18 protein-coding genes and 1 tRNA gene are annotated in these 25,958 nt (G+C 42.9%); 13 read left to right on the top strand and 6 right to left on the bottom strand.

The annotated features are described in order from the left end of the window. Window positions 1-102 precede the first annotated feature (102 nt). A complete protein-coding gene (locus CIK80_RS13710; protein WP_095570490.1) occupies window positions 103-1,791 on the top strand; it encodes an MFS transporter in 1,689 nt (562 codons plus the stop codon). A 67-nt stretch (window positions 1,792-1,858) separates the two neighbouring features. Then, window positions 1,859-3,151, top strand: coding sequence for an HlyD family secretion protein (locus CIK80_RS13705; RefSeq protein WP_095570489.1), 1,293 nt, complete (start codon window positions 1,859-1,861; stop codon window positions 3,149-3,151). A 92-nt stretch (window positions 3,152-3,243) separates the two neighbouring features. Here CIK80_RS13705 and pdxH read toward each other — a convergent pair whose 3' ends face one another. The 5 genes from pdxH to cysS form a co-directional block, all read right to left on the bottom strand. Beyond that, complete coding sequence (gene pdxH / locus CIK80_RS13700) at window positions 3,244-3,897, bottom strand: pyridoxamine 5'-phosphate oxidase (protein ID WP_179288408.1); 654 nt, start codon at window positions 3,895-3,897, stop codon at window positions 3,244-3,246. 44 nt (window positions 3,898-3,941) lie between these two features. Beyond that, window positions 3,942-5,312: a phosphoglucosamine mutase gene (gene glmM, locus CIK80_RS13695; RefSeq protein WP_095570487.1), complete on the bottom strand. Its 1,371-nt coding sequence runs from the start codon at window positions 5,310-5,312 to the stop codon at window positions 3,942-3,944. Window positions 5,313-5,517: 205 nt separating this feature from the next. Continuing rightward, the gene (gene guaB, locus CIK80_RS13690; RefSeq protein ID WP_062844749.1) at window positions 5,518-6,990 is read right to left on the bottom strand and encodes an IMP dehydrogenase; all 1,473 of its coding nucleotides are present in this window, start codon (window positions 6,988-6,990) and stop codon (window positions 5,518-5,520) included. Between the two features lie 308 nt (window positions 6,991-7,298). Then, complete coding sequence (locus CIK80_RS13685; protein WP_257011786.1) at window positions 7,299-9,299, bottom strand: mechanosensitive ion channel family protein; 2,001 nt, start codon at window positions 9,297-9,299, stop codon at window positions 7,299-7,301. A 144-nt stretch (window positions 9,300-9,443) separates the two neighbouring features. Next, the gene (gene cysS / locus CIK80_RS13680; protein WP_095570486.1) at window positions 9,444-10,904 is read right to left on the bottom strand and encodes a cysteine--tRNA ligase; all 1,461 of its coding nucleotides are present in this window, start codon (window positions 10,902-10,904) and stop codon (window positions 9,444-9,446) included. Window positions 10,905-11,152: 248 nt separating this feature from the next. Here cysS and CIK80_RS13675 point away from each other — a divergent pair, with 248 nt between their 5' ends. Then, a complete protein-coding gene (locus tag CIK80_RS13675) occupies window positions 11,153-11,788 on the top strand; it encodes a cob(I)yrinic acid a,c-diamide adenosyltransferase (RefSeq protein WP_062844751.1) in 636 nt (211 codons plus the stop codon). Window positions 11,789-11,886: 98 nt separating this feature from the next. On the opposite strand, the gene CIK80_RS13670 is transcribed toward CIK80_RS13675, so the two are convergent. Next, complete coding sequence (locus CIK80_RS13670; protein ID WP_062844752.1) at window positions 11,887-12,837, bottom strand: hypothetical protein; 951 nt, start codon at window positions 12,835-12,837, stop codon at window positions 11,887-11,889. A 339-nt stretch (window positions 12,838-13,176) separates the two neighbouring features. On the opposite strand from CIK80_RS13670, the gene CIK80_RS13665 reads away from it, so the two are divergent. The 10 genes from CIK80_RS13665 (at window position 13,177) to CIK80_RS13620 (ending at window position 25,902) form a co-directional block, all read left to right on the top strand. Then, window positions 13,177-13,905: a glycerophosphodiester phosphodiesterase gene (locus CIK80_RS13665; RefSeq protein WP_095570485.1), complete on the top strand. Its 729-nt coding sequence runs from the start codon at window positions 13,177-13,179 to the stop codon at window positions 13,903-13,905. Between the two features lie 446 nt (window positions 13,906-14,351). Further along, a complete protein-coding gene (locus CIK80_RS13660) occupies window positions 14,352-15,530 on the top strand; it encodes a fatty acid desaturase (protein ID WP_179288407.1) in 1,179 nt (392 codons plus the stop codon). Between the two features lie 230 nt (window positions 15,531-15,760). Continuing rightward, window positions 15,761-17,227 carry a YdiU family protein gene (locus tag CIK80_RS13655; protein ID WP_062844755.1) on the top strand — a complete coding sequence of 489 codons (1,467 nt, stop codon included), beginning with the start codon at window positions 15,761-15,763 and terminating at the stop codon, window positions 17,225-17,227. Window positions 17,228-17,561: 334 nt separating this feature from the next. Then, on the top strand, window positions 17,562-19,883 hold the full coding sequence (locus tag CIK80_RS13650; protein WP_062844756.1) for an NADP-dependent malic enzyme: 2,322 nt from the start codon (window positions 17,562-17,564) through the stop codon (window positions 19,881-19,883). Between the two features lie 198 nt (window positions 19,884-20,081). Beyond that, window positions 20,082-21,266, top strand: coding sequence for a tRNA nucleotidyltransferase (locus CIK80_RS13645; protein ID WP_095570483.1), 1,185 nt, complete (start codon window positions 20,082-20,084; stop codon window positions 21,264-21,266). A gap of 31 nt (window positions 21,267-21,297) precedes the next feature. Beyond that, the gene (locus tag CIK80_RS13640) at window positions 21,298-22,101 is read left to right on the top strand and encodes a pteridine reductase (RefSeq protein WP_095570482.1); all 804 of its coding nucleotides are present in this window, start codon (window positions 21,298-21,300) and stop codon (window positions 22,099-22,101) included. Between the two features lie 94 nt (window positions 22,102-22,195). Beyond that, window positions 22,196-22,272 (top strand) — tRNA-Ile (locus CIK80_RS13635). Between the two features lie 310 nt (window positions 22,273-22,582). Continuing rightward, the gene (locus CIK80_RS13630; RefSeq protein WP_095570481.1) at window positions 22,583-23,155 is read left to right on the top strand and encodes a PepSY domain-containing protein; all 573 of its coding nucleotides are present in this window, start codon (window positions 22,583-22,585) and stop codon (window positions 23,153-23,155) included. A gap of 348 nt (window positions 23,156-23,503) precedes the next feature. Further along, entirely contained in the window at window positions 23,504-24,163 is a 660-nt protein-coding gene (locus CIK80_RS13625) for a response regulator (protein WP_095570480.1), read from the top strand. A gap of 53 nt (window positions 24,164-24,216) precedes the next feature. Next, a complete protein-coding gene (locus CIK80_RS13620) occupies window positions 24,217-25,902 on the top strand; it encodes an ATP-binding protein (protein ID WP_095570479.1) in 1,686 nt (561 codons plus the stop codon). The last annotated feature ends 56 nt before the right edge of the window (window positions 25,903-25,958 follow it).

Genomic DNA, 25,958 nt, shown 5'->3' with positions numbered 1-25,958 from the left:
TGAATAGCGTCTATCTTAATTGATACCCATCCAATAGGTACAGTTTCTGTCTGGGCGCTGCCCCATGTCATTTACTCTCTTACAAAACATCGTCGTACGCTCATGAATACTGAATATCAATTTAAGCCACATGAACAACCAATGATGGTTGGCTCTCCAGCCAATCCTGATCATCCTGCACGCCGTAAATTATTCTATCTACTTATCGGGATTTTTATTGGTCTGACTGCCAGTTTCCAAAACGGATTATTGGTGGCGAATTTGACGCAAATCCAAGGTGAAATGAACCTAACACCAGTAGAAGGTGGCTGGATATCTGTCAGTTATAACATGACGAATGCTTGTATCACCGTTTTGTTATATAAAATTCGCCAGCAATTTGGCATGTCGCTTTTTAGCAAAATCACTCTGTTTTTTCTATTAGCGGCCACAAGCTTACAGTGGTTTGTCAACAGTCACTTCTTGGATGCGATTAACATTCAAATTGATGCTTACTATCTAGAGATTATTGCTAGAGGGTTAAGTGGTATGGTCGCTAGTGGTATGACCATCCTAGGTTTATTCTATTGTTTGCAAGGCATGCCTACGGTCAAACGCACCAGTGGTTTGATATTGGGTTTTGGCTTGGTGCAATTTGGTATCCCATTATCACGAATTATCTCGCCCTATCTCGCTATCGACGGTCAGCTTGAAAACTTATTCTTATTTCAATTTGGTTTGGCATTGATCTGTTTTGGGTTAATTAATATTTTAGAATTGCCACCCGGTAATACCGAAAAAGTCTTCGAAAAGCTCGATTTTTTAAGCTTTGCTTTTTTTGCCAGTGGTCTTGCTGCGTTGGCTGTATTCTTAGTACAGGGCCGCATTCAGTGGTGGACAACACCTTGGCTAATTTATTCACTCATTATTGCAGCCGTCAATATTAGCATAGCACTGTGGATTGAAACGCATCGCAAAAACCCTATGTTGCAAGTTCGCTGGATGCGTAGTCGCAACATCATTGCTTTTATGATTACTGGTGCTGTGATGCGTATTTTGCTGTCTGAGCAGAATGTCGGCGCGGCAGGATTGCTTGCCAGTCTTGGTTACGGTAACGATCAGCTGATTACGTTTTATGCGGTCATACTATCCGCCAGTGCCTTGGCATTAATCATTAGTATTTTTAGCACTGATGCGATGGATTTACGCCGTCCCGTTATCTTTGCAGTGGCATTAATTGCTATAGGGTCCTGGATGGATACAAGTGTGTCTATTAATTCAGCGCCTTATATGTTTTATCTTAGTCAGTCTTTGATTGCATTTGCGGCTATATACTTCATGGGACCGCTGGTTTTTGAAGGGTTTTTACGCGCTATCGCTAGTGGCCCTGCCTATATTATTAGTTTTTCTGTGATTTTCGGTATTTCACAAACGGTCGGCGGGCTTGCAGGTGCTGCCGCTATTCAAGCCTTCACAACGATTCGTACGCAAGCGCATTATGCAGATATGGTCGGCTCACTTAATTTGGGCGACCCGGCTTTGATGGGACAAGTCGCTGGTGCCAGTCGTACTTTATCGAGTCAAATAACAGATGCCACCCAAGTCAACGTAGCAGCCATGAGCCAAGTCTTACAAGGTATACAAAAACAGGCGACTGTCGCGGCATACAATGACCTATTCTTTTTGATGGCAAGCATTGCTACTATCACTACCATTATTCTATTGATAAATTATTTCTATTATCGCTATCATAAACGTAACCCACTGGCCAAAGAACTGGCGGTGATTGCCAAAATGCGTGAAAACAAATGACCCAATCTATTCACTCTACAGCACTAAAAACTTGTAAGCCTATGTTTAATAAAATCAGGAGAGCGTCATGAGCCAAGAAAAATCCAATGATCTGACTCAAAAAGCTCAAACGTCAGATGGCGCTCCAGCAGTGAAATCGCAGACAGAATCCGATACTAGTACAACGCAAACTGCGACGGACTCCATTCAGAACAACCAAGAACCAACTCCAAGTTCTAGCAGTCAGGACAAATCTGATGTGGATGATACGCCAACTGGTAATGAGCCTCCCATGCCACCCAAAGAGCCTATTCCTGACTCAACTGGCTGGTCGCCCAAGAAAAAATCGTATTTAAATTTGGGGTTATTGATACTACTAATTATTATTGGTGTGACCTTGATTTTGTATGCGTGGAAATTACCTCCTTTTACACCGACAATACAGCAGACAAACAACGCCTTTGTGAAAGGTCAAACGACCATTATCAGTCCGCAAGTGTCAGGTTATGTGACCGAAGTAGCTGTACAAGATTTTGCCACTGTAAAAGAAGGTGATTTGCTCATAAAAATAGACGATCGCACCTTTCAGCAACAGCTTGATCAAGCACAGGCCGATACAGAGGTAGCACTCACCAATCGTTCTAGTAATACTCAAGATACGCAAAGTAGCCAAGCACAAATCGAAGCACGAGAAGCGGATCTATACAGTGCCAAAATCAACGTGGAAAGCGCGCGTGAGGACGTGAATCGCTATCAAGGTTTAGATGCTATTGGTGCTGTCTCAAAAGCAGAAGTGGCTCATATCAAAGCCCAACTCGCTCAGGCGCAGGCAAGTGTGCAACAGGCGGAAGCCAATTTGCAAGCCGCTCGTCAAAACCGTGATAAAACCAGCGGTAGCCGCTCCTCACTGGATGCGAACATAAAAAGCGCTGAAGCTGGTGTGAAGCAAGCACAGATTAACCTAGACAATACTATCATCACGGCGCCAGAATCTGGTCAGCTCAGTCAAGTGAGTGTTAAAGAAGGGCAGTATGTCAGCGCAGGTACACAGTTGATGTATATCGTACCTGAAGGCGTATGGATTATTGCAAACTTCAAAGAAACTCAAGTGGCAAATATGGCGATAGGTGAACCTGCAACCGTTCGGGTGGACGCACTTGGAGGAACAGAGTTCACTGGTCATGTCAGTAATATATCACCAGCAACTGGTAGTGAATTTAGTGCTGGCGCTGCCAATCCTGCGACTGGCAACTACATCAAAATTGCTCAGCGCATTCCTGTACGGATTGACTTAGATAAGGGTCAGCCAGAGCTTGCGCGTTTACGTCCCGGCATGTCAGTTTCGGTCGATATAGACACCGATCACAAAGTCAAAAAATAGTACAAAAAAAGCCATTCTAAATTCCTTGATTAGTGGATTTAGAATGGCTTTTAAACTATCTATCAAATACTTTTAAAAACTGGTCTTTGCCTTTACGGCAACAAGCGTTTCGTTGTCCAAGTAAAGGTTCCCTTGTTATTATCTTGCACATAAACGAGGCGATCATGCATGCGGTTAGCACGTCCTTGCCAAAACTCGATTTTTTCAACCGTAATCTCATAACCGCCCCAAAACTCTGGCGTAGGTACGGCTAGGTTTTCTGGGTAATCGGCCTGCAATTGTGCAAATCTTTCTTCCATAACCTCACGATTAGACACTTCACCACTTTGCGGTTGGCTTACCCATGCCCCAACTTGACTGTCATGTGGACGTTTTTGAAAATATGCCGCAGATTTTGTTGCATCAATTTTGGCAATTTTTCCACTGATACGAATTTGGCGCTCAAGCTCATGCCAAAAAAACAGGGCTTCGGCATTGGGATTTTCTGCAATATCCTGTCCTTTTGCACTTTCGTAGTTGGTATAAAAAACAATACCCGTTGCTGTAATCTCACGTAGCAATACAATACGTACACTGGGTTTATTGTCTGCACCGCAAGTCGCCAAACTCATGGCATAGGGTTCTTGAACGCTTTGCTCTATTGCCTCACTCATCCAAGCATTTAGCAGTTCAAATGGTGACTCTGGTATTGATGTTTGATCCAGTGCGCCTTTTTCGTATGACAGGCGTTGGTCAGTGAAGTCCATGCTCATGGTCATTCCTTATTTTGGTCTTATTCGTTCAAAGGCGGTTATTGTAATACGGATTTGATAAGATCAGCTAAGTCATTTGCCATGACATCACATTCTATAATGTCATCCGACTCGACCATGACACGTATCATCGGCTCCGTACCTGACTGACGAATCAAGAGACGACCACGTCCTTCCAATGTCGCTTGTGCTTTTTCAAAGGCGACAACCAGCTCATCATGCTTGTATGGGTCTTGCATCTTAGACAAGCGTACATTGACCAGTTTTTGTGGCAGTACTTCAAACCCTTCAATAAGATCACTCAGTGCGCGCCCTTGAGCTTGCATCACTGCCAATACTTGTAAGCCTGCTATGATGGCATCTCCTGTACGGCTCTTATCCAAGCATAGAATGTGCCCAGAAGGCTCTCCACCCAATATCCAGCCATTGGTTTCAAGCGTCTGCATGACGTAGCGATCCCCTACTTTTGCACGCATAAAGTCAATACCAGCATCCTTGAGTGCCAGCTCTAACCCCATGTTGCTCATGAGTGTCCCTACCACGCCTTTAGCTTTGGTAGAACCTTTGGTAGCCAGTAGGTATAAAATACCGTCACCATCAATTAGTTGACCAGTTTCATCGACCATTACGATACGATCGCCGTCACCATCTAAGGCAATACCAACATCTGCTTCGTGATCCAGCACTGCTTGTTGCAGACCTTCTGGATGCGTAGAACCACAGTCATCATTGATATTGATACCGTCAGGTTCATTATTGATTGCAATCACATTAGCACCAAGCTCACGCATGACTCTTGGCGCCACACTATAACCTGCGCCATTTGCACAATCGACTACGATAGTCAAATGACTCAAATCGTATTGATAAGGGAAACTGCCTTTACAAAATTCGATATAACGACCTTTGGCATCATTGATTCGGTTGTTCTTACCAAGATTGGCAGGATCAAGAATTGGCATGATGACGGCATCGCCAGCTTCTGACTGACTCATTACTGCCTTTAATTTGTCATTAATAGCAGTTTGCATGTCATCGGTTAATTTTTTACCATCACCCGAAAAAAACTTGATACCGTTATCATAGTACGGATTATGAGAGGCTGAAATAACCACGCCAGCATCCGCATTAAAACTGCGGGTCAAATGTGCGATGGCAGGTGTTGGCAATGGGCCAAGCATATGAACATCAACACCAGCGGCATTAAAACCCGCTTGTAGAGCCCCTTCAATAACGTAACCTGACAAGCGAGTATCTTTACCAATGACCACACTCGGTTTACGGGCAGGATTATCATTGTTTTCCATCAATACTTGACCCGTTACATAACCCAACTTCAAAATAAAATCAGGCGTAATCGGTAACTGACCAAATTTGCCGCGAATACCATCGGTGCCAAAGTAGCTCATTATGTGTTCCCTAATTGTAAACTAAGTCTAAAAGTAAAAGGCCAAACGTATACGCAGGCACTGATATTGTTATAGTAAACCGTTATGTATTTTACAAAAAAAACGGCCAACAATAACAAAGCATTGTTGGCCCTTTGTATATCAAAGTCACTACAATCCTGCAACAACGCTATTGTCAATATAACACAGGATTATGAGTTGATGTCTAATTCACACGGTAGTTTGGTGCTTCTTTAGTGATTTGAACATCATGAACATGTGACTCTTTCATACCAGCTGACGTCACCTTGATAAACTGCGGATTTTTGCGCATGTCTTCAATAGTCGCAGAGCCTGTGTAGCCCATAGAAGAACGCAAACCACCCACCAACTGGTTGACAATACCAGCTACTGGTCCCTTATAAGGAACACGGCCTTCAATACCTTCTGGTACAAGCTTCTCTACGCCATCTTTGGCATCTTGGAAATAACGGTCTGATGAACCATTTGATCCTGACATCGCGCCAAGACTACCCATACCGCGGTAGGCTTTATAATAGCGACCTTGGAACAATTCTACTTCACCTGGGGCTTCTTCCGTACCTGCCATCAATGAACCTACCATGATGCACGACGCACCAGCAGCAATGGCTTTTGCCATATCGCCAGAATAACGAATACCACCATCAGCGATCAATGGAATGCTATCTTGCAAAGCACTGGCGACATTATCAATGGCTGAGATTTGCGGCACACCAATACCAGCGATAATACGAGTGGTACAGATAGATCCTGGACCGATACCAACTTTTACAGCGTCAGCGCCTGCATCACGCAATGCCTTAGCTGCATCACCTGTTGCAATGTTACCACCAATGACTTGAACGTTTGGATAGTTTTTCTTGATCCAAGAAACCTTGTCGATCACGCCCTTTGAATGGCCGTGCGCGGTGTCTACAACAATAATATCTACATCAGCACCAATCAGCGCTTCAACGCGTGCTTGCGTGTCTGCACCTGTCCCAACCGCTGCACCCACTCGAAGACGACCTTTCTCATCTTTACAAGCATTTGGATTGTTTTCAGCTTTCGCAAAGTCATTAACGGTAATCAAACCACGCAAACGAAACTTGTCATCAATAACGATAACTTTTTCGATGCGATGCTCATGCAGCAATCTTTTGATGTTCTCGTTGCTTTCGCCTTCATGCACAGTCACCAATTGGTCTTTTGGCGTCATGATCTGACTGACCGGCATTGATAAGTTGGTTTCAAAGCGCCAGTCTCTATGAGTTACGATACCCACGACATTGTCTGTGCCTTTTTCAACCACAGGTACGCCTGAGATATTATTATCTTGAGTCAAACGTAGCAATTCACCAATTGTCATCTCTGGATGCACGGTGATTGGATCCACGACCGTACCTGCTTCAAATTTTTTGACACGGCGTACTTGAGTAGCCTGTTGTACGATATCCATGCTCTTGTGCAAGATACCCATGCCACCTAATTGAGCCATCGTAATGGCCATTTCAGACTCAGTCACTGTATCCATAGCCGCAGAGATTAGCGGTAGATTCAAGGTGATGTTTTTGGTCAAACGAGTAGACAGATCGGCAGTTTTTGGCAAGACTTCAGAATAGGCTGGCAATAATAAAACGTCATCAAAGGTTAAGGCTTCATCGACAATTCGCAACATACAGACCCCTAGTGGTGGTTATTTTGATGGGTGGGATTTTTGCACTAAAACAATCAACAATAGACCAGCTAACTATCGCACTCGAAAATTGCCATTGATTCATCAATCATAAGTATACGCAAATATAGCGCTGTCTTATTCTTGACGGCTCATTTATCCCTTAAAAATAACGCCATATTATAACAAATAAGCAGACAGAGCGCATGCTTATTTGTCAGCTTATTTTAGAGAAGCACGTCTTTGTTTAATCACAAGCGCGCTTCATGTCATTATTCACTTTTTTCATTACTAGCGGCTTTGATTCATCACTAATTACTTTCGCCCAAAGTAAAACGCTCTGTGGGTAAGTACTGATGCTGCTGTTCATGTAAGTAGCCAAGCATCTGTTCGCGTACTTCACAAGCGAGTGTCCATGCCTCGATAGGTCCTACTCCTGACACAGCGCCACGCAGTTGAATCGTCTTTTCAGTCACCTCAACGACGAACACTTCAGGTTCAGTTTTATTGTCCCAAAGCTTATTTTCTTTAGTCACGGATATAAAATGTTGGCGAATGGCATCAATGTCTGCTCCATAATCGATATATAAAAATACAGGACAGGTCTGATGTACTTCCGTATGTGACCAGTTCTCTACCATTTCAGTAATCAACTCACGCATCGGTACGATCAATCGTCGTTCATCCCATGTTTTTAGAACAGCATAAGTGTACCGTAAGTCTTCAACTGTACTAAAGTTACCTTTCATAATTACACTATCACCAATCCTTACAGGCTGTGTGACTGCCACTTGCACACCTGCGATGATATTGCCCAATATTGGTTGCGCTGCGATACCAATGACCACACTGGCAATACCAGCTGAGGTCAACAATGTCCTACCAAGACCCTCGATATTTGTAAACTCACTAAGTCCAATCCAAATGCTACCGAGAATCATAAAAAAGATAAACACGCGGCGAAAGATTGACACATAGGTGCGCCGACGTCGCACTTTATCGAACTGCTCTTCTCCTAGGTTTTCAATCTGCATACTTTGATAGCGATTGGCAAAGAAGTTGATGACACGAATACCCAGCCACATGGCACTAAAAACCAAAACGATCCAGATCAGTGGACGAATAGATGAGGCAACCGCATCTAAATAAGGAAAGCCGCCTGAAACTAACGTAAAAACCAATAGAAAGCTGATGGTAAAAGTCAAAGGCACCGTCAATTTACTGACCAAATCAGCAACACCGTTACTACTGCCTACATACATGCTGTACTTTTCGGCATCAATATAGCGACTGATAAGCTTTTCTGTGCCTTTACTCAATAGCCAGCCAAGCCCCATCGTAAGTAAGAGAAAAGTCGTTAGCGCGATAAATTCCCACAGAGCAATACCGAAAAATTTGAGTTTTAACCATTCAGGTAAATAGCGTTCAAACTCTGATGGGTGATACTGCTCATAAAGATTGTCGATATTGCCCACTGTTTGCTCAGAAAAAACCCAAACAGGGGCACTGTCTTCTATTCGTACTCGCTGTAAATAAATAGGAACACGGCGTTCACGATAATCAATATAGCCAAGTTGTATAGAACGCCTAACAATACCCGTTACACTACTTTCGTTACCCAATAATGGCTCCATCAAACCATCTGGCCGATCTGGCAAATCATCAAAGACATAAAGCTTTTTTTCAGATAACAAAAAATCAAGACGTTTTGCAAGCTCAATAGCACGGCTGCGCTGAACCTTCTCATCAATCAAATTCATATTAAGGGCGTAAGCTGCCAAGTCATATTGCTGCTTCATTACCGCTGATTGAAAAAACTCCAAGGTTGCAAGCGGGGTTGTCAGGTTCGGTGGCACAGACAATGGCGGTAATCCCGCATTGAGCTTATTTAATTCATAATAGCTCTCATTATATTCGCCCGTGAGCCCAGCATCGCCTTGCAGTGTCCCTGCTTGCTCTACAGCGTTTCGCTCGGTCGGATCAAACATCTCTTCTGAAACATCAGAAAGTTTTATCTTATGACTTTTAATCGTATCAATCTTTTGCGACGCATACTCAGTTAGTGTATCTGGCGCACTTGTGCTTTGCTCACTACTGTTTTGTGTATCATCATTGCTTGCTGCCTGCGCAGAGACAACTGGCATAAAAATAGCGCTTATCACCATGCACAAAGAAGCCAGTAGTAACTGAAGGCAATGATAGCGCCGCACTTCGCCATATTTACGTACGTATTGAGTACCGTTCAACTGGCTATCATTAACCTTAGCTGCCATATTATTGACTGCTGTAGAGCGGTCCTTTAGAGTATTCATATCTTTAAAAGCCATCAGTTCATATAAGGTTTGGACGCAAAAAATGTATCGTCTAAATTAATAATTAATGCAGTTTACAAAAAAAGCCAGCATATAGCTGACTCATTTTATTACTATAACTGGATATGTTTTGTAATTTTTACCTTATGCACGGCGCCACGTTGTACCAGCACGGCTGTCTTCAAGCTCAATACCTGCCTCTTTTAATTGCTCACGTATGGCATCCGCACGCGCAAAATTTTTGTTGGTCTTGGCCTCTGCACGCTCAACAATAAGACCGTCGATCATCGCATCTGTTAAGCTGTTTTCAGTGGTATCACCTACCACGGCTTGCAAAAACTGCTGCACGGGCTGTTGTAAAATATTTAGCACTTGCGCCAGCGCTTTGAGCTGCTGAGCCAATTTCCAAGCCGTTTCTACGTCTTCCGCCTTAATCGCCTTATTTATATCACGTGCCAGCCCAAATAACACACTAATCGCTGTAGAACTATTGAAGTCATCATTCATGGCTTTGATGAAGCTTTGTCCAGTCTCGCTACTGTAGGCCTCATTGACCAAAGCGTCGTCAATGTTCAATGTCTGTTGTTTTTGTTGTTCTGCCAATTTTAGTGCATTATATAGTCTGCTTAGGCTATTATGCGCTTCATCTAAGGCGCTATCTGAAAAGTTCACTTGGCTACGATAGTGGCTCGATAGTAAGAAAAACCGTACCGTTTCAGGCAAATACTTGGCAATGACATCCCGAATGGTCGAAAAGTTACCCAGTGACTTAGACATTTTTTCGCCATCGACATTGATAAAACCAACGTGCATCCAGTTACGCGCATACTCACAACCCGTCGCTGCTTCTGATTGGGCTATCTCATTTTCGTGATGCGGGAACTGTAAATCATGACCACCGCCATGAATATCAAAAGTATGGCCTAAGCACTTGGTTGACATGGCCGAGCACTCAATATGCCAGCCAGGACGCCCTTGTCCCCATGGTGATGCCCACTGCGGTTCATCAGGTTTTGCCGCTTTCCATAATACAAAATCAAAGGGATTACGTTTATCGTTTTCGACATCGACTCGTGCGCCTGCCTGCATATCATCTAGATTACGCTTCGATAATTTACCATAATCAGCAAAACTATCGACGGCATAATAGACATCTCCATTGTCACCTGCATACGCATAATCACCTGTGACAAGGGTCTCAATCATCTGTTGCATCTCATCAATATGATCAGTTGCCCGTGGCTCAACATCTGGTGCCAAGCAACCAAGTGCAGAGAAATCTTCGTGCATCGCTTTAATAAATCGCTCGGTCAACGCACCAATCTCTTCACCATTTTCGGCAGCACGAGCAATGATCTTGTCATCAATGTCTGTGATGTTGCGCACATAATTAACGTCATAACCCAATTGTTCAAGCCAGCGTACCGCCATATCAAACCCAATCATCATCCGAGCATGGCCAATGTGACAATAATCATAGACGGTCATACCGCACACATACATGCCGACCTTGCCTTCAACAAGCGGTTTAAATGACTGCTTGCACCCAGTGAGTGAGTCGTAGATTGCAAGCTGAGACATAGCGTCTGCAAGTGGTGTGGTCATAGGAGAAAAGCCTTTTTATTTATTAAAAGTATAGAGAATAAGATAACAATATAAGTAAAATATGACAGGTCAAAGCCATGAGTAAAACATAGAATCAATAAACACAGATGATACTGCAAGTATTCTAGTATCAAAAAACGCTAGTCATATAAAACTTAACCCATTATCTTAGCGAAAACAGCCATAAAATACTACAATGAGCGCGCAACTAATATTATTCGACCATAAAAACAACTAAGGGTATCAACATGGGCAATCGCTTAAGCAAAATATATACACGCACGGGAGATGATGGCAGTACAGGCATGGCAGATGGCAGCCGCGTTAGCAAAGCGGACCACTTATTCAATGTCATGGGTGATGTCGATGAGCTCAACTCACACATTGGTCTTGTACGCGCACACTTGGCTCAAACAGCCAACAATCAGGAATTAGTTCAGCCGCTACTTGTCCATGTCTCGCCACAACAAGTAGTAGACTTTGAGCAAGCATTGGTTATTATCCAGCATTTATTGTTCAATATCGGCGGTGAGCTTGCCATGCCAGAATACGAAGGCATCAATGCCACTCATATTGACTGGTTAGAGCAGCAAATTGATACCATGAATACAGGTCTGCCCCCACTAAAAGATTTTATTTTGCCAACAGGTTCGGTCTTGGTCAGTCAATTGCATATCGCACGCTGTGTTTGTCGCCGTGCTGAGCGTCAAGCGGTTTCATTACAGGAGCAACGCCCAAAGGCGATTCGTCCTACAGCAGTGAGCCTTATTAACCGTTTATCAGATTGGCTATTTGTCGCTGCTCGCTTTTGCACCGATCCTAACCAAATTTCTGAAGTACTGTGGGACAATCAAGTATTACAAGTCTTTGCTAAAGAGCAATAATGATATAAAACAAAAAGCCCGCAATGTAAATTTTGCGGGCTTTTTTTTGAAATCAATTCATGGATACCGACACTTAATAGCAATGCCAATTTGACGAATTAGTAAGTCGCACTTTCGTCTTCGATAATAACCATATCGATACTCTCATCTTTAGGTACTAATTTTGGTGAAGCGGGTGTTGTAGAGTTTTTGGTTTCAGAAGACGGTGCGGTTGCTGCGCTATTTTCTGTCGCATTGTTTTGACTGCTACTTGGACGATTGACCGTTGGTGGTGTAGTAGGCTCAGCAGGACGAGTTGGTTCCACTGGCGTTGTTGGTCTAGGCTGACGAGCAGGCGCTGGTTGGTTATCGTTACTGCTGTCATTTCTCTGAGCAGCGGCGCGTTGTGCACGCTCATTGTCCATCGCTGATTTGTATACAGAACCTGCCATCACATCGGCTACTACAGTCAGCAAAGCTGGTTGCCCAGCAATACGTGTGCGCACCTGGCCACCTTGGGTGCCAACAACATAGGTAAAGGCATCATCAACCAGCATATTATTATTAATACGAATATTGTTTTGCGCTAAACGTGACTGTAAGCTTGGCTGATTGTTGGCCGCTTGCACTTGACTTGCTTGATATAAGTCTTCGCTTGGCAGCGTCATGCTAACGCTTGCTTGACAAGTGGTCATGCCATTACTATTGGCTTCTTGTATGACAGCTGCATTTTGTACGTCTATCATAATGCCATTGGTTTTATTGGTGACGACGCCGTTGTCCAGACTGATTCCTGAGTCGTTTGCGTAGTTAGCAGCCAGTGTCTGTGCTTGTTGATTGAGTGTGTTTTTTAAAGCGGCTTTAAGACGATCTTGTACCATCGGATCATCACAATTAACGGCATTAGCAACTGTATTTTCTTCAACTACTGGTTCTTGCTCCGTTACTTCTGCTGTCTGAGTAGTATCTTCCTTCTCTGAGCGATCGCAGCCTGCAAGCGCCAAACTACATACAATGCCAATTCCGGCAACTTTGTGCCACTTGCTCAAACTATTATTTGCTACGCTCATGCTGTTCTTGCTCCCAAATTACTAATTCGTACCGCCACTGATGGACAGTGATTGATGTTCAAACCGTCCCTTTAACTATCGTAGGCTACAAAACCTATTACTGTCTGCTTTCTGAACGGCATGGTCATTATTGTAACCTCTGTATGTACAAATAGCGCCCCTTATTAGGCCTAAAACCTACACTTAGTTGCAAAAACATAACAAACTCATATGTGGATGATATCGATCAATCAGATTGAAACTTTCAGTCATCAAAAAATACCTATCCATAAAAACCATTAGACGCCATCCAAGTGACACTATATGATTACTCGTAAAAATAGCAATACTGTGTGAGCCATGATAAATTTTGAACGTACACTTTTATTGGGTCATCGCGGTGCTCGTGGTGAATCATTAGAAAACACTGTGACGGGTTTTCAATATGCTCAGCGTCTGATGACACGTGGTTTGACTGGCATTGAGTTTGACGTCCAATTAAGCGCTGATGGTTGTTTGGTGGTGTTCCATGATGATGACTTGGCGCGTATGTGTGGTCAGCAATCACGCATCGATCAGCTAAATATTAAAGAAATACAGCGGCAGCGACAATTTGGCCATCAAATTGTTACATTGACAAGTATAGCGCCAGCTTTGTACGGCTTTACTTATATTGAGCTTGAAATCAAGACACATGCTCGCACCGACTACATCAAATTAATTGCAGCACTAGCACAAGATTTGGTACATAGTCCCTTGGCTTCCCTACCTATTGTCTTGACCAGCTTCGACGTGGAGCTACATGCACGACTACAGCGCAGCAAACTATTAAAACATATCCCGCGCGGCTTATTGATTCGTACGCATGAGTCCTTAATGGTCGCTACCAATACGGCGATGACCCTTGGCTGTACTCGACTGGGCGTTTATCATCCGCTACTCAGTCAATCCTTTATTAAACATAGCCATCGCTATGGTTTGCCAGTTAGCGCTTGGACAGTCAATGATACGGATAGTATTCAGCAACTCATCAAATGGCAGACTGACGTTATTATCACGGACTTTCCAAGTTATCTGCTCTTAAATTAACCCACTTGCATTTTGTACCTTTTACCCCCAAAACCATACATATTTACCGTGTTTCTTACACTTTCACCCAACGCCTGATAAGTGACCGATTATTTTTGCAAACACATTCTATAATCGATACAAGTTATTGTTATTTAGCAATATTTTTATAGTGCATAACTGTTCACTTTATTATGTTTTTCAGGTACTATAGGGTCTTAAATTAATACCGCTAGGGATATTATATGATTGCAAAAAAAGCACTTGGCTTCCCGCTTAAAGGCTTACGTTTCGCTATCAAATCTGGTGATACGCTTGTAAAGGCCGCCAGCGTTCAAGTCTCACGTTTTAAAACACGTTATGACGAGAATAAAACGAAAAGCGCACTCAATGAGCAGCCTGTTGCCAAGCGCAACTACGCTGACGTTGATCAAACTGAGGTTTCTGGTAAAGAAGCCAGTATTGATATGCGTGAGTTTGAGTTTACAAAAGCACCAATCAACTGGATTCCAGCAACCATACTGGTAGCCACGCCTATCGCTGCGGCTATCATTACACCATGGTATTTGTTTACTCATGAAGTAAGCGCACCTGTTTGGGGTGTATTCGGTGCCTTTATGGTTTGGACAGGTATCAGCATCACCGCTGGTTATCATCGTCTGTTATCGCATCGCGCTTATAAAGCACATCCAGTGGTAAAAAACTTTTTGTTGCTCGGCTCTACTCTAGCGGTGCAAGGTTCTGCATTTGATTGGGTATCAGGTCACCGTACTCATCATCGTCATGTTGATCATCGTTTAGACGATCCTTATTCAGCAAAACGCGGATTTTGGTTCAGTCATATGGGTTGGATGTTGCGTAACTACCCTAGTGGTAAGTTTGACTACAAAAATATCCCAGATTTGACTAAAGACAGAACGCTACAAATTCAGCATAAATATTATGGTTTATGGGTAGTCGCGTTGAACGTCGGTATGGTTGCTGCGATTGGCTGGCTACTTGGTGACGTATGGGGCACGTTAGTTATTGTTGGCCTATTACGTTTGGTCTTAACGCACCATTTTACCTTTTTCATCAACTCTTTATGCCATATGTTTGGTACGCGCCCCTATACCGATACCAATAGTGCTCGAGACAACTTCTTCTTGGCATTAGTGACTTGGGGTGAAGGCTATCATAACTATCATCATTTCTTCCAATACGACTATCGTAATGGTGTCAAATGGTGGCAATATGATCCAACCAAATGGCTGATTGCTGGTTTATCAAAACTTGGCTTGACTAGTGAGTTGCGTACGGTTGATGATACAACCATCAAGCATGCTGAAGTACAAATGCAGTTCAAAAAGGCACAACAGCAGATTGATACAGCAACCGGTACTGGTCTTGATTTGCCGCACGCAATGAAAGCTTTCCAAGACCGTATTAAGTTTGAATACGATGCATTCACGCAGACGGTTGAAGAATGGCAAGCACTCAAGGCGAAGACGATTGAGCTGAAAAAAACAGAGTTTGCTGATCGATTGCATGAAGTTGATGATAAATTGAAGCATGATTATGCCAAGATTGAGCAAAAGATACTTGAACATAATAGCAACTTAAAAACAGCGTTTCGTTCTATTGGTCAAAACACCAAAGCCGCTTAATTGCTAATGCTGCATTCGTAACCAAGCTATTTTATTTTGATGTTTCTCCCTCCCCCTATCTGCAAAAGATAGGGGGTTTTTTTGTTGCTTCATAATATTTTATTATCGCAATTTTTTATGGCAACGATTGAGTCGTCATAGATTACAAGAGATGGACATAGTAAAACGATGCATCGTAAAGGCTATGCTATAGTGAGTCATTAATTTTATTAAGCAATTGGAGCGACTGTATGCGTTATAAAAATACTTATATTAATTTGGACACTCGTCTCTATCATGAGCAGCCACCAACGCCTTTAGAAAACCCACGTGCTGGGCATTTTAATGAGCAAGTTGCTCAGCAATTGGGCTGGACAGACGATGAAGACCTCATGGCACGCTGGGTTGACATTCTTGCTGGTCAATACGTACCAGCTGATTTTGAACCACTTGCCATGGCTTACGCAGGCCACCAATTCGGACAATGGGCTGGACAGTTGGGTGACGGACGCGGCCTATTGATGGCACAAGTACTCGATAAGCAAGACAAACTACAAGATTTACATTTGAAAGGTATTGGTCTGACACCTTACTCACGCATGGGGGATGGACGTGCGGTATTGCGGAGTACCATACGAGAATACTTATGTGGTCATGCGCTCAATCAGCTCGGTATCCCCTCTTCTAATGCGCTAGGATTTGTTGTCTCTGACACAAAAGTACGCCGCGAGCGTATGGAAGCAGGCGCTGCCTTGATGCGCGTGGCAGACAGTCATATTCGCCTTGGTCATGTTGAATGGATTGCCAGCTTCGCACCGGATTTACTTGGTGAATTTACCGATTATATGATTGACACTTATTATCCAGAATGCCGCGATAGTGAAGCACCGGTACTGGCATTTTTAACAGCCGTGGTTGAACGTACAGCGAAGATGATCGCTGATTGGCAATTGATTGGTTTTGCACATGGGGTGATGAATACAGACAATTTATCGATTACAGGTAGTACGTTGGACTTTGGTCCTTTTGGCTTCATGGAGCGCTTCAATCCCGCTTGGATCAATAACCACTCTGACCATACCGGACGCTATGCCTACCAAAACCAGCCGGCCATCGGTCATTGGAATCTTAATATCTGGTTGCCGCATTTTATGCGTTTAGAAGGGGTGACTCGTGAGACGCTATCAGAATGCTTAGCACCTTATGAAGCGACCTTTATGCAGCATTATCAACAAGGACTGTGCCGTAAGCTTGGACTGCCACATGAAAGAGACAGCTTAACCTTGGCTTTTGAGTGGTTGACACTGCTCGAAGACAACTTGCTGGATTATACCAATAGCTTCAGGGCGTTATTGGGACTTGTCGCGCCAGACGAGCATCCTTACGAGCAACATCTGCTGGCAATGATGACGACAGAGCTCAATCAGGAAGCGCAAAAAGCATGGCAAGACTGGTCAATAGCTTATTTGGCGCAAATAGAACTTGTGTCGTTTGAGCAAGCCATCAATGACATGAAAACGAATAATCCTATTTATGTGTTGCGTAATGGCATGGCACAGCGCGCCATTACGGCGGCAGAGCAAGGGCAATTTGAAGAAGTGGATCGCTTATTTGAACTGCTAAAAACCCCTTACGATATACAGGATATTGCTACTGATCTTGATAGCACACCCCCTAATCCTAATGCACCGCAAATGCCAATCAGTTGCTCATCATAAACGCTGATATTGAGGAATAATAATAACAATAATGTAGAGATTATGGTTGATAAAGGCCTATAGTCTTTAGTATTATCAAGTGGCGAAATAATGAATATCATTTTAGTATATTATTCGTGCCATCCATTGCTACTAACTACGTAGTGGATTGTTAGTAATATTAGAAAGATGGGCTATATTAGCCTGTTTTTTTAATCTGGTATTCAATCGCTTATTATTGTTTGCCCTTTGTCATTTTACGCTTTGATCTTCATCATTCAATGATCTTTTTAGCGTATGACATTAATTACTATCATTTACTTTAATACAATTTATTCCAACCATGGCCATTATTATGAATGACGATACCAGTTTGAATACGGACAATCTTAGTACAGAAAAAGAGCAGTTTGAACAAGCTGCCTTACACTACCATGAATTCCCACGCCCAGGTAAAATATCAGTCACCCCTACTAAACAGCTGGCTAACCAGCGCGATTTAGCACTTGCCTATTCACCAGGTGTCGCCGTACCTTGTCTTGAAATCGCAAAAGATCCAAAATTGGCCGCCAAATATACGGCGCGCAATAACTTGGTCGGTGTTATTACCAATGGTACTGCTGTACTGGGTCTAGGTAATATTGGTCCATTAGCATCAAAACCTGTGATGGAAGGTAAAGGCGTTCTATTCAAAAAGTTTGCAGGTATCGATGTTTTTGATATTGAAATTGCACAAAATGATCCTGACAAATTCATTGAAGCCGTTGCGTCTCTTGAGCCTACGTTTGGCGGTATTAACTTAGAAGATATCAAAGCACCAGAATGTTTCAAAATCGAGCGCGAGTTACGTGATCGCATGAATATTCCGGTATTCCATGATGACCAACATGGTACTTCAATCATTGTTGCAGCGGCGATGCTTAATGCTTTGTTGATTACTGGCAAAAAAATTGAAGAGATTAAAATCGTGTGTTCAGGTGCAGGCGCGGCTGCCATTTCTTGTCTAGATATTATCTGTGCCCTAGGTGTCAATAAAAATAACATATTTGTTTCAGATTCGCGCGGTATCATCAGTACCAGCCGTGAAAACCTTGATGAAACCAAACAGCGCTATGCTCGAGATACGACTGCCACGACGATTGAAGAAGTCATGGACGATGTTGACATGTTCTTGGGTCTATCTATGCCAGGCACGTTATCAGAAGATATGGTTCGCCGTATGGCAAAAGACCCTATCGTCTTTGCACTAGCGAACCCAACGCCTGAAATTATGCCAGAATTGGCACACGCTGTTCGTCCAGACGTCATCATGGCCACTGGTCGCTCAGACTATCCAAACCAAGTAAACAATGCGTTATGCTTCCCTTACATTTTCCGTGGTGCCCTAGATGTCGGTGCAACAACGGTCAATGAAGAAATGAAAGTCGCTTGTGTCAAAGCAATCGCTGCAATGGCACACGTTGAAGCCACGCCAACCACCAGCGCTAGAAACATCGAAACCATTCAGAGCTTCGGTCGTGACTACCTGATCCCAGGTCCGCTAGAGCCAAATCTGATCATTGAAATTGCTTCTGCTGTTGCCAAAGCGGCAATGGACTCAGGTGTGGCAACCTTACCGATCGAAGATATGAGAGCCTATCGTCAACGTCTGTCAGAGTTTGTCTATAACTCTGCGTTTGTCATGAAGCCTATCTTTGCTCGTGCTAAATCTGCGCCAAAGCGTATCGTATACTGTGAAGGTGAAGACAACAATATCTTGCTAGCAGTACAAGTTGTGGTTGATGAAGGACTGGCTCAGCCTATCTTGGTTGGTCGCCCAGCGGTCATTAATGATCACATCAAAAAGTTAGGCTTGCGTTTAAAAGATGGTGAGAACATCACTATCGTTAATCAAGACGATGATCCTCGCTATAAAGACTATTGGCAGGGTTATTACGAGAAAAACAAACGCCGCGGTGTCAGTATCGAACTTGCTCGTCGTGATGTCCGCCGTAAGACCACTTTGATTGGTTCTTTATTGGTCGATAATGGTGATGCTGATGGTATGATTTGTGGTACGTTCAGTGATTATCAGATGCATTTAGAGTATGTCAAAAACGTTATTGGCAAAAAAGAAGGCATCAATGATTTTTATGCCATGAATGCTGTGTTGATGCAAGATCGCAATATCTTTATCGCTGACACATATGTTCATGAAGACCCGAACGCTGAACAGTTGGCTGAAATGACTGTTTTGGCTGCCGAGCAGTTACACCGCTTTGGTATCACGCCACGTGTTGCGCTAGTCTCTCATTCTAACTTTGGTGCATCAAATCGTACCAGCGCGGTCAAAATGCGCAAAGTTCATCAATTACTGACTGACATGAATGTTGACTTCGAGTTTGAAGGTGAAATGCAAGGTGATGCAGCGCTTAATGAAGTTATTCGCTCAAATCAAATGCCATCAAGTCCGCTAAAAGGTGCCGCAAACCTACTTATCTTGCCAACACTTGATGCATCGAACATTGCCTTTAACTTACTCAAAACAGCAACCAGTAGTGCCTCTATTGGCCCTATCCTACTCGGTACTTGTAAGCCAGTACATATTCTAACGCCATCAGCGACTGCACGTGGTATCGTCAACATGACTGCCCTTACGGTGACAGAAGCTCAGGACTTAGAAAACGAAAATCAGTAATACATCATATTTAGCAGTACCTCATACCTAGTATGCAAATACAAACGTATGACAGTATGATTAAGCGGGTTCTGTTATCTATTGATAGAACCTGTCTGCTATACTAAAACCAGTCAACGCCATTCAAATCGCGTTGACTGGTTTTTTTTGCTCAGTGCAAGCTGGGTAAGTAAAATTGGGTCAAAAAAAGAGAGTATTATGCAAGTTTATCTCGTTGGCGGTGCTGTTCGTGACCATCTATTAGGCCGTCCTGTTAAAGACAAAGATTTCGTTGTGGTTGGTGCCACAGTGTCTGAAATGCTGGACGCAGGCTTCCAGCAAGTGGGCGCAGATTTTCCTGTGTTTTTGCATCCTATCAGTCACGATGAGTACGCACTGGCTCGTACAGAGCGCAAACAGGGCTTAGGCTATCAAGGCTTTAGTGTCCATGCCAGCCCTAACGTTAGCTTAAAAGACGATATGCAGCGTCGTGATCTGACCATCAATGCTATGGCTATAGAAGTCACCAGCTTAATGGACGACTCTCCTATCACAGGAGAAGTGATTGATTATTATGGTGGGCTGAATGATATAGACAGTAAAACTCTACGCCATGTCTCCATTGCATTTAGTGAAGACCCATTAAGAGTATTGCGAACGGCTCGTTTTTATAGCCGTTATTATGATTTGGGATTTACCATCGCTGATGAGACGTTGAGATTGATGCGTCAGCTTGTAGACTCAGGAGAACTTATGCATTTGAGTGCAGAGCGTGTCTGGCAAGAATCGAGTCATGCAACCATGCAGCTATCACCTCAAGTATACTGGCAGCAACTGTACGATATTGGCGCACTGAGTGAGTATTTTGACCCTGTACATCATGCTTGGGCGAGTGTTCATGTCCGAGAAACAATACAGACAGCGCTCTACTTTTCAGGTCAGATGCAACTGAGCTTGTCACAGCGCTGGGCCTTACTGATGGCCAGTCTCAATCCTGCTTTATTTGATTTGAAATACAAAGAATCAAAGCCTAACGACGCGGCGATCATAAAAGGCATTCTTGACATAGGTAATAAGGTGAAAGTGCCAAAAGCGCACACCCAATTTGCTAAGCTGTTTGTTCAGCAGATCGAAAAGTTAGCAGCAATAGATATGCTTAGTGCTGCCGAGAAGATTGAGCTGATACAAGTTTGCGGTGCTCACAAAGAGCCTGATAAACTCTCACAGCTGCTTGTAACCAGTCATGTCTTGCAGCTAGCAATCCAGCATCGTCAGATGATGATAGCGTTGGGTAGCTTTCATGCCATTGGTATGGCAGATATCCCGCCCAATCTAAAAGGCCCTGCGATTGGTGACGCTTTGCAGCAAGCCAGAGTTGAGCATTTGCAGGCAAACCACGACTGATATCAACTTTAAAATAACACAATCAATTATTATGAATCAAAAGCCTACAACGCACACAGTCAATAACCATGCGCCAGTGATGCTGGTGACTGGCAGTGCCAAACGCATCGGCGCTGCCATTATTGAAGCGGCTCACCACCAAGGCTATAGAGTCATCATTCATTGTCACTCTAGTGAGCAAGAAGCCGATGCCTTGGCAAAGAAACTTAATAACACTCGCACCAATAGTGCCGCTGTTGTGGTTGCTGATTTGTCCATTATTGAAGAGGCTAACTCATTAACTGATTTCGTCGAGGAAGTCATACATGCTTTTGGTCAGATAGATGTGCTGGTTCACAATGCCTCCCGCTTCTATCCAAGTCCTCTTGGCGACATCAATCATGCACAATGGCATGAGCTTTTTTTGACCAATGCCAAAGCACCTTTGTGGTTGAGCCAAGCGCTATACCCTTATCTTAAAAGACAAAAAGGCTGTATTGTCAGCTTGCTGGACATCCATGCTCATGATAAGCCTTTTGTGAATTATACTGTCTATAATATGGCAAAGGCGGCTCACCGTATGATGGTACAGTCGTTGGCGTTAGAGATGGCACCGGACATACGCGTCAATGGCGTTGCGCCTGGGGTCAACATCCTACCAGAAACCGATAGCGACCAAGCGCTTGACCATGAGCAACAACAAAATATCATGCGCTCAATCCCTCTAAAGCGGATAGGACGGCCTGATGAGATTGCCCATAGTGTGCTGTATCTGGTAGAGGCCCATTATGTCACTGGTGAGATTATTACCATCGATGGAGGTCGTAGTTTGACGCTAGCTGGAAGCCTTGTTTAATATAAAATTGCGCTTAATAAGAAATTTCTTCACAACTTTCTATCTTTTACTTGAAAAATCCAAAAAATCAGGTATCATTGTGCGTCTAACGTTAGGGCCCATAGCTCAGTTGGTTAGAGCAGAGGACTCATAATCCTTTGGTCGTAGGTTCAAGTCCTACTGGGCCCACCATATATAAGCAATACCATTAAAGACCTTCAAGAAATTGAAGGTCTTTTTTATTGTCTGCTGGTTTTCGTCAGCATGTAAAAATTATCAAATAGTACCCAGTGAATATTTAACACGCTCTAGTAATCATTAAGCTAAAAGTACCCTCTTTGAAGCTCTGCTATTTATTATAAATAATTAGTGATTTAAAACGCTTGGTTCTCGCTAAGTTTCTCCTATGTCTAATTCTGTATTATAAATCCATACCCAAAAGGTAGCTGACAAAATCAATAAACAGACTGTCAGACGTAAACTTAATATAAAGGTGATCCTCATGCAAAATTTATCAGCGCTAACCAAATCAGCAATCATTACTCTTACTGTTGTAGGTGTCAGTGCAGCTGCTATCGCAGCGCCTGTCCTCAGTACTAAAGCTACAACAAGTTCAAGTGAAGCCGTCAGTGCCATGCAAAGTAAAATTAGCCTAGCGCAGGCGATCGCTATAGCCAAACAAAATACTAAAGGCGACCTTGTCAGTGCTGAGTTTGACTATGATGACGACGATGCGACTAATGAATATGAAGTTAAGCTCATCGCGAACGGCACTTCTTACGAAGTAAAAATCGATGCCGATACGGGCAAAGTGATTAAGTCTGAAAAAGAAAGGCTAGATAAAGAAGACATGGCTGAATATAGCGCCATGAAGCAAGCCAAAGTATCACTGAATAGTGCTATACAAAAAGCCACTCAAAGCGTGAATGGCAAAGTAATAGCGGCCACATTCGATTTAGAAAGAGGTCAGTCTATTTATGATATTGAAGTGGTCAAAGGCAATCAGAAATATGATGTGAGCGTAGATGCCAATACGGGTAAAATCTTGAGCAGTCAGATTGATAGAGACGATTAAGATTAAACGAGACATTAACGTTAATGCTCAGCAGTAGCCGATATCTCAATAGAATGGATATTAGTTGCTGCTTTTTTATTGATACATCATCTAGGCGATAACGGTAACGCCATATCAAAGCGCTAACATGTCAGAAATTATAATGCCCGTATTTAAGATAGTTTTATAAATCTAATGTAAAGTAGATTCATCGCAACGATATCATATGTTAAGAGCACGCAGATATATGATTTAATTGTCGATAGTATGACAGTTCAAGTTATTATTAGCCAGTTAGGTAGCGATGACTAAAATAGTCGCGCCGAACGTCTCAGATTTTAATATATGCTTTATAGGTCAGGATATTTAATGCGAGTATTAGTAGTTGAAGATGATTTAATGATTGGCGAAAGTCTTAGCGAAGCATTGCAGGATGAAGCCTATACAGTCGACTGGGTCAAGGATGGTCGTCAAGCTATTTTCACGCTGAAAGTCCAACCTTATGACATTATTCTCTTGGATCTAGGTTTGCCAGAGGTCGACGGCATGGGCGTATTGAACGCTATCCGTGACGCTAAAATTGAGACACCAGTATTGATACTCACCGCACGTGATCAGTTAAAAGATAGAATTGCAGGATTGGACTCAGGGGCTGATGATTATGTCGTCAAGCCTTTTGAATTAGGCGAAATCTTTGCACGCATGAGGGTATTGATACGACGCTCTCAAGGCAAGGCTGACAATCAAGTTGCCGTTGGCAATCTAAGTCTAGATACTGTGCACAAACGCGTTATGATGGATGGCAACTCTATCGATTTGACTGCAAAAGAATATATGCTCCTCACAACATTTATGCTATCCCCTGAAAAAGTCATGTCTAAAAGTGCGCTGGAAGATTCTTTATATGGCTGGGGTGATGAAGTTGAAAGCAATGCCATTGAGTTCTTGATTCATAGCTTACGTAAAAAGATTGGACAAGATAGAATCAAAAATGTTCGGGGACTTGGGTGGTATATCAGCAATGTCTAATTTTAAGCAAACCACTCAAAAACATGCTTTACCATTGCTAGAAGTGAATTGAGATGCCCAAACTCCGTAAGCTTTTGAACTCACTACAATTCCAGCTCATCTTTTGGTCTGTTTTGTCGTTATTATTATTGGCTATCGTCGCTGGTGGTTACGGATTTTGGTATAACTATAACGAGATAAGTGACTTTCAAGATGATAACTTGAAAAATACAGCAGCATTGTTAGAGCAGTCACTTGATATCAGTGTTTTAGGTAATAGGGGCTTAAGTAATAGGAATTTGGATAGCGATGCAGCTCTTTCAGACAATGAGGATCGGGCGCGCAGCAATATTCACTTTGACACCGATGACGATGATGGTGCTATTACCGTTGATATCATTATACTTCCCGCCCCACTCGATAATGGCGTACAAGATTATCAGAACGATGAAACTGATGATGACAATAGCGATGATGAGCATGATTACTCAGAACCTATACCGATGGCGTTACTATCTGATATTCCACTAGGCATAAGCGATCAAGATATTGACGGCCATTCTTGGCGAACTTATAGAAATGACGTGAAGATTAAATCCTTAGATACTAATGAAGCAGTCGCACTTATCTTGCGTCAACAAACGGAACTCCAAGACGATTTAGCCAAGGCCAGTGCGCTACAGTCTTTTTTACCCCTTATTATCGGTATCGCCTTCTTAATAATTCTGTTACCTTTTATCATGTGGCGAATGATGAAGCCTGTGCGCCAATTGCATCATGAAATCAGCACACGTAATGAGAACGATCTAAGTCCTTTGCAGATTGACAGACTGCCCTCTGAGTTGTTACCACTAGCAGAATCTTTAAATAGGTTATTGGCTGTTGTGAAGAGTAGCATCGAGCGTCAACAACGCTTTATAGCAGATGCCGCCCATGAACTGCGCTCGCCGCTGACGGCCATCTCATTACAGCTACAACGATTGCAGCGTATTGCCAATGATAAGATTATGTCAGAAGGTTTAGATAAACTGGCGGTCCGTCTAAAGCGTAATCAAAGCTTGGTTGAGCAGCTATTAACACTCGCTCAAGCTGGCAATATTAATACTGCATTAGAAGATGAGTACACACCGACCAACGTCAAATTTATTGTCGAGCAAGTCATTGGCCTACTCATTCCTATTGCTGATCATAAACATATCGAGCTTATCGTTGATTTGCAACCTAATAGCAAAGTAAATATAGATGAGACCTCATTATTAATACTTGTCAAAAACCTTATCCAAAATGCCATTATTTACACGCCAGCTAATGGTCAAGTCATTGTTAAACTGTATCAGCTTGAACAAAACTGGGACAGCTTACATAAATCCGCTTTAGATGCGCCGTATAATTTTGGCACCCATGTCATTCACTCTGGAAAACTAAGGCATTTGTCTAAAGCATCAGGGAGCAGATTGATGTTACAGATAATAGATTCAGGCGCAGGTATTCATCCTCATGAATATAAAAATGCTTTTGAGCCTTTTGTGCGGCTTAATCAGTTATCAAATAGCGATGAGCAACTCAGTGATAATATCCATAAATCGAGATCAGATAGTGCCAGTCAGAAATCACAAGCGGTAGAAGGAACTGGACTTGGACTCTCTATCGTCAAATCAATCTGCGAGCAAGCAGGTATTGACGTCTTTATGAATGACGCTACCGCGAACATTTTAAGTCAAAATAGTAATCGAGGACTCTGTATCACATTGATGTTCTAGGCTAAGGATAGAAAATTTCGCAGATTGATATATCTTGACGCTTGTTTAACACCTTT

It is taken from the genome of Psychrobacter sp. JB193 (assembly GCF_002285555.1).
GTDB lineage: Bacteria > Pseudomonadota > Gammaproteobacteria > Pseudomonadales > Moraxellaceae > Psychrobacter > Psychrobacter alimentarius.
The sequence above is the reverse complement of the archived record's forward strand: the minus strand, read 5'-3'. Positions and strand labels throughout refer to the sequence as shown.